Annotated in this window: 14 protein-coding genes and 1 pseudogene; 11 read left to right on the top strand and 4 right to left on the bottom strand. The window is 45.7% G+C overall.

The genetic code is table 11. The features are described 5' to 3' along the window. Positions 1-50: 50 nt before the first annotated feature. Complete coding sequence (locus MHH91_RS02755; protein ID WP_014469823.1) at positions 51-1,184, bottom strand: glycerol dehydrogenase; 1,134 nt, start codon at positions 1,182-1,184, stop codon at positions 51-53. A gap of 281 nt (positions 1,185-1,465) precedes the next feature. Here MHH91_RS02755 and MHH91_RS02750 point away from each other — a divergent pair, with 281 nt between their 5' ends. The 4 genes from MHH91_RS02750 to MHH91_RS02735 all read left to right on the top strand — a co-directional run bounded on the left by MHH91_RS02750 (position 1,466) and on the right by MHH91_RS02735 (position 5,722). Beyond that, complete coding sequence (locus MHH91_RS02750; RefSeq protein ID WP_014469822.1) at positions 1,466-2,323, top strand: YitT family protein; 858 nt, start codon at positions 1,466-1,468, stop codon at positions 2,321-2,323. Between the two features lie 115 nt (positions 2,324-2,438). Continuing rightward, positions 2,439-2,966: a GNAT family N-acetyltransferase gene (locus MHH91_RS02745; RefSeq protein WP_013351145.1), complete on the top strand. Its 528-nt coding sequence runs from the start codon at positions 2,439-2,441 to the stop codon at positions 2,964-2,966. A gap of 275 nt (positions 2,967-3,241) precedes the next feature. Then, positions 3,242-4,873, top strand: coding sequence for a ribosomal protection-like ABC-F family protein (gene abc-f, locus MHH91_RS02740; RefSeq protein ID WP_013351144.1), 1,632 nt, complete (start codon positions 3,242-3,244; stop codon positions 4,871-4,873). Positions 4,874-4,999: 126 nt separating this feature from the next. After that, the gene (locus MHH91_RS02735) at positions 5,000-5,722 is read left to right on the top strand and encodes a gamma-glutamyl-gamma-aminobutyrate hydrolase family protein (protein ID WP_013351143.1); all 723 of its coding nucleotides are present in this window, start codon (positions 5,000-5,002) and stop codon (positions 5,720-5,722) included. Between the two features lie 40 nt (positions 5,723-5,762). On the opposite strand, the pseudogene MHH91_RS02730 reads toward MHH91_RS02735, so the two are convergent. After that, a pseudogene (locus MHH91_RS02730) lies at positions 5,763-6,122 on the bottom strand (MMPL family transporter); the annotation flags it as partial. Positions 6,123-6,208: 86 nt separating this feature from the next. On the opposite strand from MHH91_RS02730, the gene MHH91_RS02725 reads away from it, so the two are divergent. The 5 genes from MHH91_RS02725 to MHH91_RS02705 are packed head-to-tail and all read left to right on the top strand — an operon-like array spanning position 6,209 to position 8,527. Then, complete coding sequence (locus MHH91_RS02725) at positions 6,209-6,454, top strand: hypothetical protein (protein WP_013351141.1); 246 nt, start codon at positions 6,209-6,211, stop codon at positions 6,452-6,454. A 17-nt stretch (positions 6,455-6,471) separates the two neighbouring features. Further along, complete coding sequence (locus MHH91_RS02720) at positions 6,472-6,840, top strand: spore coat protein (protein ID WP_003156070.1); 369 nt, start codon at positions 6,472-6,474, stop codon at positions 6,838-6,840. Positions 6,841-6,858: 18 nt separating this feature from the next. Continuing rightward, positions 6,859-7,995, top strand: coding sequence for a zinc-dependent alcohol dehydrogenase (locus tag MHH91_RS02715; protein ID WP_014469821.1), 1,137 nt, complete (start codon positions 6,859-6,861; stop codon positions 7,993-7,995). A gap of 19 nt (positions 7,996-8,014) precedes the next feature. Beyond that, complete coding sequence (locus tag MHH91_RS02710) at positions 8,015-8,212, top strand: hypothetical protein (RefSeq protein WP_013351139.1); 198 nt, start codon at positions 8,015-8,017, stop codon at positions 8,210-8,212. 15 nt (positions 8,213-8,227) lie between these two features. Further along, positions 8,228-8,527, top strand: coding sequence for a spore coat protein (locus MHH91_RS02705; RefSeq protein WP_013351138.1), 300 nt, complete (start codon positions 8,228-8,230; stop codon positions 8,525-8,527). 56 nt (positions 8,528-8,583) lie between these two features. Here the strand turns inward: MHH91_RS02705 and pdxR are convergent, their stop codons facing one another. Continuing rightward, complete coding sequence (gene pdxR / locus MHH91_RS02700) at positions 8,584-9,975, bottom strand: MocR-like pyridoxine biosynthesis transcription factor PdxR (RefSeq protein ID WP_013351137.1); 1,392 nt, start codon at positions 9,973-9,975, stop codon at positions 8,584-8,586. A 147-nt stretch (positions 9,976-10,122) separates the two neighbouring features. On the opposite strand from pdxR, the gene MHH91_RS02695 reads away from it, so the two are divergent. Further along, the gene (locus MHH91_RS02695) at positions 10,123-11,007 is read left to right on the top strand and encodes a DMT family transporter (RefSeq protein ID WP_013351136.1); all 885 of its coding nucleotides are present in this window, start codon (positions 10,123-10,125) and stop codon (positions 11,005-11,007) included. A 51-nt stretch (positions 11,008-11,058) separates the two neighbouring features. Here the strand turns inward: MHH91_RS02695 and MHH91_RS02690 are convergent, their stop codons facing one another. Further along, the gene (locus MHH91_RS02690; protein ID WP_118977665.1) at positions 11,059-11,637 is read right to left on the bottom strand and encodes a TetR/AcrR family transcriptional regulator; all 579 of its coding nucleotides are present in this window, start codon (positions 11,635-11,637) and stop codon (positions 11,059-11,061) included. A gap of 239 nt (positions 11,638-11,876) precedes the next feature. On the opposite strand from MHH91_RS02690, the gene MHH91_RS02685 reads away from it, so the two are divergent. Continuing rightward, on the top strand, positions 11,877-13,067 hold the full coding sequence (locus MHH91_RS02685; protein ID WP_013351134.1) for an MFS transporter: 1,191 nt from the start codon (positions 11,877-11,879) through the stop codon (positions 13,065-13,067). Positions 13,068-13,232: the final 165 nt, after the last annotated feature.

The raw sequence follows: 13,232 nt of genomic DNA, 5'->3' as shown, positions 1-13,232 counted from the left end.
AAACCAAGGGCCATAACAGCCCTTGGTCTCCGATCTTGCGGTGAAACGTTTTACGCATGCTTTTCTTTAAACGCTTTTGCGTATTGGTCGGCCGCTATAATGGCATCTGCCACGTCATCAGCCGTGACATCAAAAGCGGCATGTATCGTTTCTTCTTCAATGGTTGCGGCTTCTGCCACTTTCATAATGTCCTCTTTAGATGCGTCTTTCAATTTGATGTCTTCAAGTGTGACAGGCAGCCCCAAGCTGATATAAAACGCGATATACCGCTCAATTTCTTCAAGCGAACGTTTTTCCAGCGCCAGTTGAACGAGCGTGCCGAATGCCACTTTTTCACCGTGAGTCAAGTGATGGATCTCACCTTCAAGCGCGGTGAAGCCGTTGTGAATGGCATGCGCCGCAGCCAAGCCGCCGCTTTCAAATCCCAGTCCGCTCAGAAGTGTATTGGCTTCAACCACCGCTTCCAATGGAGGAGTGACGACTTTCGCTTTTACGGATTCATAGGCGAGATGGCCATATTTGAATAGTACTTCTTCACATTTTTCCGCGATGGCTTCTCCTGCGATTGTAGGAATTCCGCCCGCCATCGTTTTACCGCCATTGGCGATGACACTGCGCGCCTCTACCCACGTCGCCATCGCATCGGCAATACCTGATGCTAAAAAACGCGGCGGGGCTTCCGCGACGATTTTCGTATCGACCAGAACCAGGTCAGGATTCTTATGGTAGAAACGATAGTTTTCAAACGCGCCTTGTTCTGAATAAACGACAGACAGTCCGCTTGTCGGAGCATCCGTTGAAGCGGCCGTCGGCACGATAACCGTGTAGCCGTTTATTTCATCTGATACGGCTTTGGCCGTATCAAGCGTTTTACCGCCGCCGACTCCGATCACAATGGACGCACCCGCTTTTTCTGCAATGCCCGCAATTCTTTTCATTTCTTCCTGGGAAGCTTCTCCGTTGAAAACCGCCTCTTCAGAGGAGATATTGCTTTTCTTTAATTCAGCCGTCACTTTGTGACCAGCGATATCCCATACGGTTTTGTCGGCAATGACGACGGCTTTTTCACCAACGCCCTCCAGATGTCCGCCGATTGTTTCAATTGCGTTTTTTCCTTGCACATATTTGGCCGGACTGATAAAAATTCGTTCCAATGTCATCATCCCTTCTTTGATGTCTTCCATACATTTCTCTTAATGATAGAGCAGAAATGAAAACTCTTCTGATATAATTCCTCTTTTTTATTTGATTCAAACCTCATTTACATAATAGAAAAATCAATTTTCACAGCATTGACAAGATGTGAAGGTGTCTATATAATCTTCGATATTGAAGCTGATCATTCTTTACTGAATGAACAAACGAGATTGTGAATGATTCGTCTTAAAAATTATTTAGTTCTGCTGGATAATTTTTGAGGCGTTTTTGTTTTTTATATATTTTTGACTGCAAAGGAGGTCTACACATGAAGAACATTTGCAAGGATATACTGATGATTATGGCCGGGGCCTTTCTTATCGCGGCGTCCGTGGAATTTTTCGTCATCCCGAATCACTTAGGGGACGGCAGCACCGTGGGAATCGCTCTTGTTTTATATTATCTTTTCCATATACCTGCGAGTATTACAACACTGGTTGTAAATTTGATTTTTATCGGACTGGCTTATAAATTTCTAACGAAAAAAACGATTTTATACACGATACTCGGTACGGGGATGACTTCTGTTTTTCTCAGCATCGTCAGCTTTATTCCGTTCGGGGTTCATGACATGGTGCTCGGGATCGTGTTCGGCGCTCTGCTGATGGGAGCGGGGCTGGCTTTAATCTTTATCGCTGACGGATCTACCGGCGGGACCACGCTTTTAGCGTATTTATTAAATTACACAAAGGGTTTTAACATCTCCAAAAGCATGTTTTATATGGATTGTGTCATTATTGTCGCATCCGTTTTAGCGATCGGCATCAATCATACGCTGTATACGTTTATATTCGTTTATCTGTGCGCCAAAATCGTCGATATTGTCATTGAGGGTTTCCATAATAAAAAAGCCCTCACCATTATGTCTGACCAATACGAAGAAATCGCCAAAGCGATCACCTCCGTATACGGCAACGCGGCAACGATTTTTTACGGATACGGGTATTACGGCAGCAAAGACAAGCGCATTATATATGTCGTCATTAAAAAGAACGAATTACTGAAAATCAAAAAACATGTTCAAAAAATTGATCCGAAATCATTTATCGTTATTCATGAAGTAAAAGAAGCTGTCGGAGGGCAATTCGGCTTTACAAACCTGCCCGCCGCCGCGAATGAGAAATAACCGCCTGCAGTGTATATCTGCAGGCTTTTTTATATTCGTCCCTTCCCCTCTCAAAGGTTTTTACACTTTTTGATTGAAGTAATAAATGAAATCTTTTTTGATGGGAGAACATAATATGAATATCAAAACCGACAGGCTCGTGATCCGGACATTTGAACCGGAAGATTGGAAAGATGTCTATGAGTACACCTCAAATCTGAATGTCATGAAGTATATACCGGAGGGTGTCTTTACCGAAGAAGATGCCAAGAAATTCGTTATTGATAACAGCGGTGAACATGCCGAGATGTTCCCTGTTGTATTGAAGGATGAAAAAACGGTCATTGGCCACATTGCTTTTTTTAAGTATTTTGGTGACCATACGTATGAAATCGGATGGGTGTTTCACCCTGATTATCAGGGCAAAGGATATGCTTCAGAGGCTGCAAGCGCCTTGCTGGGATTCGGGTTTAAAACGATGAAATTACACCGGATCATTGCGACATGCCAACCGGAAAACACTGCCTCGCATCGGGTGATGGAAAAGATCGGAATGCGGCGGGAAGGCTTTTTCAAAAAATGCATCCCCCATGATAATGACTGGTGGGATGAATATTATTATGCCGTTTTAGAAGAAGAGTGGGAAGCCTCAAACCTGGAATAAAAAGGCTTATACCTTTTGCTTTTACAGGTAAGTGTGTGCTACACTGTTTGTAACAAATACGAAGGGACGATGGGTGGACAATGATTAACTAATCTTATTTTGACCGTTTGAAATCAAATATTTCAAATCAGAAAAAATAGGATTAGTCTGCCCATTTTCTATACGATACAAAAGCTATGTAAAAATAGCTTATTTGATCATGCACAGGTACGGCTAATCCTTCCAAATCAATTGGGAGGATTTTTTTGTCCTCCCTTAAAGCGAGGGATTGACATATGAAAGAAATATTAAAATTAACCGGAATCAGTTATGAAATCAACAGTGTTCCCCTTTTTGAACAGATCAGCGCGAGTGTTCAGCAGGGAGAGATTATCGGTGTCATCGGCAAAAACGGCGCCGGCAAATCTTTATTGCTGCAATTGATCTGCAATCAAACAGCACCGTCACAAGGACAGATCCAGATGATGCAAGATGTGAACATCTATATGGTCGAACAAGAAACGGAAGCTTATGATTCCGGCCTGCCGGAGCCTGCGGAGGCAGCATTATTAGAAAAATGGAACGTGCCCGCCCGAGCCTTTTCCCAATTAAGCGGCGGAGAAAAACTGAAAGCCCGTCTTGCCAAAGGGTTCTCCTCCTCAAGCGGCCTTTTGTTATTAGATGAGCCGACGAATCACCTTGATCAGCACAGTTTAGAAATCCTGCAAAATCAGATCAAGAACTATAAAGGCACCATTATTTTGGTTTCCCACGACCGTGCTTTTTTGGATGCAGCGGCGACAAAAATCTGGGCCATCGAAGGAAAGAAACTCATTGAGCATAAAGGGAATTATTCAAGCTATATGGAAGTCCGCAAACAGAGAAGACTGACACAGCAGCGGAATTATGAGAATCAGCAGAATATGATCGCACGGATTGAAGCTCAAATGAACGAGCTGAACGCCTGGTCAAAAAAAGCCCACGCCCAATCAACGAAAATAGAAGGCTTTAAAGAATACCACCGCGTAAAAGCAAAACGTACGGACGCGCAGATTAAATCAAAGCAGAAGCGTCTTGAAAAAGAGCTTGAAAAAGCGAAAGCAGAACCGGTTGAGGCTGAGTATGAAGTCCGCTTTTCCATTGAACACCGCAAAAAAGCGGGAAAGCGTTTTTTAGAAGTAAGTGATGTCACAAAATCGTATGACGGCCGAACGCTGTTCAAAAATGTGAATTTCACTGTTTTGCACGGTGAAAAGATTGCCATTACAGGCCCGAACGGCAGCGGGAAAACAACATTATTGAAGGTCATCCTCGGTCAGGAAAAAGCTCAGGGCGGCAGCATATGGATGTCTCCGTCTGCAAATGTCGGGTATTTAACGCAGGAAGTATTTGACCTTCCGCTTGACAAAACCCCCGAACAGCTTTTTTACAAAGAAACGTTCGAAGCAAGGGGAAATGTGCAAGCCCTCATGAAGCATTTAGGATTTACCGCAGCGCAATGGACGGAGCCTATCGGCAAGATGAGCATGGGAGAGCGGGTCAAATGCAAGCTGATGGCATTTATTCTGGAGGAAAAAGATGTGCTGATTCTCGATGAGCCGACCAACCACCTTGACCTGCCGTCACGCGAGCAGCTTGAAGACACATTGGCTCAATACGACGGAACGCTCATCATCGTATCGCACGATCGTTACTTTCTCGAAAAAACAACGGACATCCGGCTTGATATCTCAAACGGCAGCGTCCGAAAACAATGGAAAGAATCCCCCGCCGCCAGAGATGATATTGAAGAATTACGATTAAAGCTCGAAACCGAACGGCAGGAAGTGCTTGGAAAGCTCAGCTTCATGACTCCGGCTGATAAACAATATTCTGAGCTTGATCAAAAATTCAAAGAGCTGACGGAAGAGATCAAGAAATTGAAATGAGTACAAAAAACCCGTGATTCTCACGGGTTTTTTTTTGGAAAGTTTACGTATAGAAAAGAATAATTTCAAACTGATTTGTACAACCTACATTCAGATTATTATGAGCATGGTTCAGGAGGGCGAAGAATGGCCAAACGAATTGGAATTACGGGAAACATCATGGCTGATCAATCCGGTCCTTTCCCGGGTTATAATCGGGCGTATGTCAATAATGATTATATTCAGTCTGCTGCCGAAGCCGGCGGCGTGCCGTTTATTTTGCCGGTGATTCAAGAGACGGAGCTTTTAAAGGAACAGGTCTCTCAGGTTGACGGCATCATTCTGTCCGGCGGCCAGGATATAGACCCGCTGCTTTACGGCGAGGAACCTTTACAGGCTTTGAGAAAGACCTTTCCTGATCGGGACGCCTATGAGAAGGAGCTCATTCAAACGGCGATTGCTATGGAGAAGCCGATTCTGGCGATCTGCCGCGGGATGCATATGTTAAATGTCACTTTCGGGGGCACTTTATATCAGGACCTGTCACACGCTTCGTTTGCTGAGATCAAGCATGATCAAGAAAAAGATCCTCCGTTAAAAACCCATCATGTTTCTTTCGAAAAAGGGACCCGTCTTCATTCCTTGTTTGGCGATTCAGCGCGTGTGAATTCATTCCATCACCAGATCATAAAAGAGACAGCTTCAACGTTTAAGGCCGCGGCTTATGCGAAAGACGGAGTCATTGAAGCGATTGAACGGACGGGTGAGTTATTTGTCGTCGGCGTGCAATGGCATCCTGAAATGCTGACAAAGAAACATGAAGACATGAAAAAGCTTTTTTCTCTGTTTATGGATGCAGTCGGCACATAAAAAAAAGCAGATCACGATGATCTGCTTTTTTATTTTATATTCAATTCTGTTCTTTCGGTTTCTCCGGCATTTTGCCTTGTGTCAGTTTATGGCCTTCTATATCAACGTTTGGGATAATTTTATCCAGCCGCTTCGGCAAATACCAAGCGGCATGTCCCATCAGCTTCATGACGCTCGGAATGATGGTCATTCTTACAATGAACGCATCGAAAAGAACACCGAATGCCATTGCCAATCCCATGGATTTGATCGTAGCTTCCCCCGCAAAGATAAATCCTGCGAAGACGAAAATCATAATCAGCCCCGCCGCTGTCACGACAGGTCCGTTATGTTTTAATCCGGCATGAATGGCTTGTACCGGATTTTTTGCCTTTTTCCGGGATGCGCGGCACTTTTCGATCCTGATAAACAAAATTTGTAAGACTAGATCCCTTTTCTCAGGGAAAATTAACTGCGTATTTCTAGAAAAGGAGGCTACAGACGATTATGGATAAGCGTGAATTAGCGGCTCATGAGTCGCTCGACTTACATGAAATAATTAACTTCAAGACGCTTTGTGTAGCGAAATCCAAGCTCATGCAAGGGCTTGTGTTTGATCAGGATCTGAAAACGTTAATGGAAAAAGATGTTCAGCAGGCCTCTCAAGATCTGGCTGATCTGCAGACGGTTTATGAACGTGCACCTTTTCAGGCTCCTGTTCCTCAAAACCGGCCGACACCGATCATCAACTGAAAGGAAGGTAAGCACCATTGAATCATGACCATTTAGATCCAATCAATTCATTACATGTCCCTGAACTCGCAGATATGACATTCGCAATGGATTTTCTCATACGCGCCAAAGAAGGCGTCAGAAATACCGCCGTCGCTTTAACGGAAACCGCTTCACCTGATGTAAGGGCTTTGCTGCGCAAACAGCTCATGCAAGGAATCGCGATGCACCAGGAGATTACAGACTTGATGGTCAGCAAAAAGTGGTTTCACCCGCATGATCTGAGCGAACAGTATAAATTGGATCAGCTTTCAGCGAAAAATACCCTCATGGTCGGAAACATGAACCTGTTTCCCGTTGAAACAAACAGAAAAGGAATGTTTGACCGTACACCTGATGAACACTAATACTGGAGGTATTACAGCATGAAGGCCGTAACGTATCAAGGAGTTAAAAACGTTGTAGTCAAAGACGTGCCTGATCCGAAAATTGAAAAACATGATGACATGATTATAAAAGTCACAAGTACGGCAATTTGCGGCTCAGATTTACATTTAATCCACGGACTCATCCCGAACTTGCAGGAAGACTACATCATCGGGCATGAACCGATGGGCATCGTGGAAGAAGTCGGCCCCGGCGTGACGAAAGTCAAAAAAGGCGACCGTGTCATTATACCTTTTAATATCGCCTGCGGAGAATGCACTTATTGCAAAAATCACCTGGAAAGCCAGTGTGATCAATCAAATGATAACGGCGATATGGGCGCTTATTTCGGCTATTCAGGGAGTACCGGCGGCTATCCGGGCGGCCAGGCGGAATATTTACGCGTCCCTTTTGCGAACTTTACCCATTTTAAAGTCCCCGAAACGTGTGAAGAACCTGATGAGAAATTGAGTGTGATTGCCGATGCGATGACAACCGGCTTTTGGAGCGTTGACAATGCCGGCGTAAAAGAAGGCGATACAGTTATCGTTCTCGGCTGCGGGCCAGTGGGCCTGTTCGCTCAAAAATTCTGCTGGTTAAAAGGAGCTAAACGCGTAATCGCTGTAGACTATGTCAACTACCGTCTCCAGCATGCCAAACGGACGAATAAAGTGGAAATCGTTAACTTCGAAGACCACGAAAATACGGGAAGCTACCTGAAAGAAATCACCAAAGGCGGCGCGGATGTTGTCATTGACGCCGTCGGCATGGACGGAAAAATGACAGACATGGAGTTCCTCGCAAGCGGATTAAAGCTTCATGGCGGGGCTATGAGCGCTTTGGTCATTGCCTCCCAAGCGGTGCGAAAAGGAGGAACGATTCAGATTACGGGCGTGTACGGCGGCAGATATAACGGTTTTCCCCTTGGCGATATCATGCAGCGGAACGTCAATATCCGCTCAGGACAAGCTCCGGTCATCCACTATATGCCGTATATGTTTGAATTGGTATCAACCGGAAAAATTGATCCGGGCGATGTTGTAAGCCACGTCATTCCGCTCAGCGAAGCGAAACACGGCTATGAGATGTTTGACACGAAAACAGATGATTGCATAAAAGTTGTACTCAAACCTTAGAGAACGGAGGCTACAGAAAATGGCCCGCGCCTTACATGAATTACTCGAAATTCAGGAGATGACGTCTTTTAAATCACTTTGTCTGACGAAATCCAAAACCATGAAAGCGCTGGTATCCGATCCGCATCTGAAAGAAATCATGCAGCAGGATGTGGATACATCTACTAGGCAATTGCAGGAATTTGCCTCGATTTTATCTGATCAACAGCATGAATGAGGAGATGAATGACGAATGAATCCGATTATTGAATACCTGACGGGAATGGATGCACTGACAGACCAAATTGTCGCAATGGATTTATTGAATTCGGCAAAAAGCGGAGTCAGAAACTATGCGATGGCGGCGACGGAAGCAGGAACGCCGGAAGTGAAAGCGATCCTCACCCGGCACTTAGAAGAAGCCCTTGACATGCACGAGCAAATCTCAACCTATATGATGGAAAAAGGGTGGTATCATCCGTGGAACACAAACGAACAAATCCAGCTCAATTTACAAAATATTGATACTGTGCTCCGCCTGCCCGTTCTATAAACGTTTGCTGCTGAGGACAGTTCAGCATGAATGCCGCTGTCCTCAGCAATCTTTTTTTACAGCGCCCAGGCGGCTCTCAGTTTTTTTATGCCGTTTTGTATATCCGTTTCAGAAACTCCCGCGAACCCGAGGGAAACTGTTTTCGCAGGGAGCTGTTTTTGATAGGTATGAGACACGGGATAGATGACGACCCCTTGTTCATTTGCTTTTTCAATCAGCTCTTTTTCACTGAAAGGCAGCTGAACGTCCAGTAAAATCCGCAGCCCGGAATTTTCTCCGCGAATCCTTACGTATTGTCCCAGCTCGCGCCGCACGGCCTCTAATAATACCGCTCTTTTTTTCCGGTACAGCTTTCTCATTCTGTTGATATGTTTCTGCCACTCTCCGCTTTTGATAAATTGGGCCAGCGTCAGCTGACTGTGGCAGGAGACGGTCTGTTTATATAAAGAAGCGATTTCCCTGCCTTTTTCGATAAGCGGCAAAGGAAGAATCATATAGCTGATGCGCAGCGAGGGAAGCAGGGATTGAGAAAACGTCCCCATATAAATGACACGGTGATGCTGATCAAGCCCTTGCAATGAAGGGATCGGCCGGCCGGTGTATCTGAATTCACCGTCATAATCGTCTTCTATAATAAACGCCTGGTGTTCCGCCGCCCATTTCAGCAGCTGAATCCTTCTGTTTACCGGCATAATCGTCCCTAACGTAAATTGATGAGAAGGCGTGACATACACTAGACGCGGCCGCTCTTCCTGCAGCTTCCGAATACAGACCCCTTCCTCATCAACGGGTATCGGTGTGATATTCATATGATTGGCTTCAAAAATCTCCCTCGCTCTCGGGTAACCCGGATCTTCATACCCGATGGAAACATTCGATTCAAATACGTTGCACAGCATTTGCAGAAGAATAGGGTTTCCGGCGCCTACTATGACTTGTTCAGGAAGGCAATTCACGCCGCGCGATTGATATAAATACTCTGAAATGATCGTTCTCAGCTCAGCCTCGCCCAAATCATCCCCGGGCCGATACAGCTCATGCCCATATTGATCCAAGCTTGTGACCATGCTTTTGCGCCATGCCGAAAAAGGAAAATGCACGGCATCCACAGCGCCGTAATGGAAATCAATCCATTGCGGAACTTCCTCCGTCTTTCTTTGAACGGGTGAAGCGCCCGGCTTCTTCTTCACATAGACAGCTTCTGAATCATAATCGGCAAACCATCCGCTTCTCGGCTTACTGACAATATAGCCTTCGGCGGCAAGCTGATCATAGGCCCGTTCTACAGTTGTCTGACTGACAGAAAGCTGACTCGACAAAAGCCTTTTTGAAGGAAGCTTCAGTCCTTTAGGAATACGGCCCTGATGCATATTCTCCTTAAAATGCCGATAAAGCTGCTGATAAAGCGGAATATTCAGATCTCTATTTAAAAATGGCGTAATATCCATTCTGCCTCCCCCAAACTGGCATTCTTCTTTTTATAAAAACTGGCCATTTGTATAAGGCCAATTTCAGTTTATAGTCATTATAAACTTTGAAAATCGATTTAGAAACACAAACCGGATAAAGCAAATTTTATGTTGGAGTGATTGAAAATGAACAAAGCCGCAAACGGCTGGATCAACGGATTTATCGGCGTGCTTATTTTCAGCGGTTCGCTTCCTGCGACCCGCTTGGCTGTAGCGGACTTTGATCCGGTATTTCTCACTGTATGCCGCGCCGCGATAGCCGGTATATTGGCAGGCGCTCTGCTCCTCATCTTTAAGGAGAAACGCCCGGCCAAAAGCGACATCATCTCACTACTAACAGTAGCGGTCGGAGTCGTAATCGGTTTCCCGCTGCTTACAGCCTTAGCGCTTCAGTATGTCACTTCCGCACATGCCATTGTCTACATTGGGCTTCTCCCGCTTGCGACGGCGATCTTCGGCGTACTGCGCGGAGGCGAACGGCCCAGTCCGGTCTTTTGGATTTTCTCGGCTGCCGGCAGCATCCTCGTAGCCGGTTATGCTCTGCTTCAAGGAGGAGAATCCTCTCCTCTCGGTGATACGTACATGATCGCTTCGATTATCGTATGCGGTCTCGGTTATGCCGAAGGCGCCCGTCTCTCCCGGCGGCTGGGCAACTGGCAGGTGATCTCTTGGGCACTCGTTTTATCGCTTCCCCTTATGTTCATACTGTCTGTCTGCTTTATTCCGCACTCATGGTCAAACATCGGCGCGCCTGCACTGCTAAGTCTTGCATATGTGTCCTTATTCAGCATGCTGATCGGGTTCGTATTCTGGTATCGGGGACTCGCCCAAGGCGGTATCGCGGCGGTCGGACAGCTGCAGCTGCTGCAGCCTTTCTTCGGACTGTTACTGGCCGCTATGATTCTGCACGAAAAAGTAGGATGGGGACTTGCAGCGGTGAATGTCGGCGTTATCGCTTGCGTGGCAGCCGCCCGGCGGTTTGCAAATAAATCAGAAAAAGCCGAACAATGAACTTGTTCGGCCTTTTTATTATTTTCTGCCCCATAGGCACCAAGCGATTATTCAAGTAGCTTGAACTCCCTTAAACGCATTCATCACCAAATCATGCACATAGGAATCATTCACCTCATCACCTGTTATCAGCAGACGGTAGAAAATCGGTCCGTAAATGAGATCGATGCTTACTTCAATATCAAGATTCTCTCTTAATTCACCTTGCTGAATTCCCTTTTCCAGAAGGCCTTTCGCTTGGAGGCGGCGGGGCTGGAAAAATCTCGTGCGATATTCTTCCGCCAATTTTGCATCCAGCTGTCCCGCACCTATTAATTCCTTAATAACGGTTCCTTCCCGGCTTGTCAAAAACCTTGCTAAAGTCGTGGCGTGGGTCAATATATCTTGCACTGTTGACCCTGTATCGGGCACAGGCAGTCTGTCCGTAGCGGTCGAAAGAAAGCTGTCCATGATAACGGCAGCCTTGTTTGACCACCATTTATAAATCGTCGCCTTACTCACTTTTGCACGCTCTGCAATTTTATCGACGGTCACCGCGTCAAAGCCTTTTTCCAATAATAGGTCATAGGCTGCAGAAAGAATCGCCTTATGTGTTCCTTCATCGCGCGGCCGCCCTCGTTTACTCTGCACATAAATCATTCCTTCCCCAAATATAAACGATACGTTCAGTATACGTAACATGATTAAAAAAATAAAACAGAAACCTATTTACAAAACTGAACGTTCAGTATATCATTTGCTTATAATTAAAACTAAACGTTTAGTTTATAAAATAACCTGAGGAAGTCTTAATGAAACGCGTAAAGGAGATGAATCAGCAAATCATTTATCAAGTATCATAAAAACCACTTAAAAAGGAGTTCATTTTTATGGCTAAAGAAAACAAACAAACAGCAGATCAGAGGATTTCATCTGGTTTAACCCTTCTTCTCGCGACTGCATGCGGTATCATTGTCGCTAATCTTTATTATGCGCAGCCCTTGGCAGGATCCATTAGTGCGGCAATTGGGCTTTCACCCAGCAGTGCTGGATTGATTGTCACACTAACCCAAATTGGATACGTTGCCGGATTACTGTTTCTCGTCCCTTTGGGAGATATTATCGAAAATAAAAAACTTGTCGTTGTATCGCTCCTTCTAAGCGCAGCCGCTTTGACACTGACAGCATTTGTGAAGCATGGAACACTGTTTTTAGCCGCTGCGTTTTTCATCGGATTGGGATCGATCGCAGCCCAAGTGCTTGTTCCGTTTGCATCATATCTTGCACCAGACGCTGCACGCGGCCGGGTTGTCGGCAATGTGATGAGCGGCCTGCTGCTCGGTATTATGCTGTCCCGTCCGATATCCAGTCTGGTCGCGGATATTTGGGGGTGGAATGCAATATTTGCTTTATCCGCCGCGTTAAGTGTTGTTTTGGCAATCGTGTTATCAAAAGTGCTTCCTGCCAGAAAACCAACAGCAAACACAAACTATAACGTCTTACTCGGTTCAATGTGGAAGCTGCTGCGCACGACTCCGGTCTTACGCCGCCGTGCCATTTATCATGCGTTTGTATTTGGAGCTTTCAGTTTGTTCTGGACGACTGTACCTTTATTATTGTCCGGTCCTGCTTTTCATTTTTCTCAGAAGGCAATAGCGCTATATGCATTAGCGGGCATTGCGGGTGCAGCCGCTGCACCGATAGGCGGCCGTCTGGCTGATCGCGGCTTGACCCGGCTTGCCACCGGAATCGCTCTCGGTGCTGTCATCGTTTCTTTATTACTGCCGCTCATGATTCAGAGCAGCTCCCCCGTCGGAATAGCAGTTCTAGTGGCGGCAGCTATTCTGTTAGATGTGGGTGTATCAGCCAATCTCGTACTCAGTCAACGTTCAATTTTTTCGTTGGGGCCTGAAGTCCGCAGTCGATTAAACGGATTATTTATGGCAATTTTCTTTCTGGGCGGCGCTATAGGATCATCAATCGGCGGATGGGCATACGCTTCAGGCGGGTGGAGTATCACATTATGGATCGGAATCACTTTTCCGGTCATCGCTTTGCTTTATTTCGCCACCGAGAAATAGTCTTTCGCCAAGAATAAGCCGTCAGGGACCAAGCTGACAGCTTATTTTTGGTGTATTCTTCATGAAAAATTTTGCTTCATGCGGTTCCTGTTTGAATCGTTATTCATCCCGAGAAAAGCTTGATAACCAGAAAAAACATACCGCATTCTGCCGGTATGTTTTTGT

Origin of the sequence: Bacillus sp. FSL K6-2819, from assembly GCF_038008305.1 — a bacterium.
GTDB lineage: Bacteria > Bacillota > Bacilli > Bacillales > Bacillaceae > Bacillus > Bacillus amyloliquefaciens.
The sequence above is the reverse complement of the archived record's forward strand: the minus strand, read 5'-3'. Positions and strand labels throughout refer to the sequence as shown.

Excerpts from the sequence above, each read along its gene's own strand:
- MHH91_RS02710 (WP_013351139.1), top strand. The coding sequence starts at position 8,015 with ATGGCCCGCGCCTTACATGAATTACTCGAAATTCAGGAGATGACGTCT.
- MHH91_RS02750 (WP_014469822.1), top strand. The coding sequence starts at position 1,466 with ATGAAGAACATTTGCAAGGATATACTGATGATTATGGCCGGGGCCTTT.
- MHH91_RS02695 (WP_013351136.1), top strand. The coding sequence starts at position 10,123 with ATGAACAAAGCCGCAAACGGCTGGATCAACGGATTTATCGGCGTGCTT.
- MHH91_RS02755 (WP_014469823.1), bottom strand. The coding sequence starts at position 1,184 with ATGGAAGACATCAAAGAAGGGATGATGACATTGGAACGAATTTTTATC.
- pdxR (WP_013351137.1), bottom strand. The coding sequence starts at position 9,975 with ATGGATATTACGCCATTTTTAAATAGAGATCTGAATATTCCGCTTTAT.
- MHH91_RS02685 (WP_013351134.1), top strand. The coding sequence starts at position 11,877 with ATGGCTAAAGAAAACAAACAAACAGCAGATCAGAGGATTTCATCTGGT.
- MHH91_RS02735 (WP_013351143.1), top strand. The coding sequence starts at position 5,000 with ATGGCCAAACGAATTGGAATTACGGGAAACATCATGGCTGATCAATCC.
- MHH91_RS02745 (WP_013351145.1), top strand. The coding sequence starts at position 2,439 with ATGAATATCAAAACCGACAGGCTCGTGATCCGGACATTTGAACCGGAA.
- MHH91_RS02705 (WP_013351138.1), top strand. The coding sequence starts at position 8,228 with ATGAATCCGATTATTGAATACCTGACGGGAATGGATGCACTGACAGAC.
- MHH91_RS02715 (WP_014469821.1), top strand. The coding sequence starts at position 6,859 with ATGAAGGCCGTAACGTATCAAGGAGTTAAAAACGTTGTAGTCAAAGAC.
- MHH91_RS02725 (WP_013351141.1), top strand. The coding sequence starts at position 6,209 with ATGGATAAGCGTGAATTAGCGGCTCATGAGTCGCTCGACTTACATGAA.
- abc-f (WP_013351144.1), top strand. The coding sequence starts at position 3,242 with ATGAAAGAAATATTAAAATTAACCGGAATCAGTTATGAAATCAACAGT.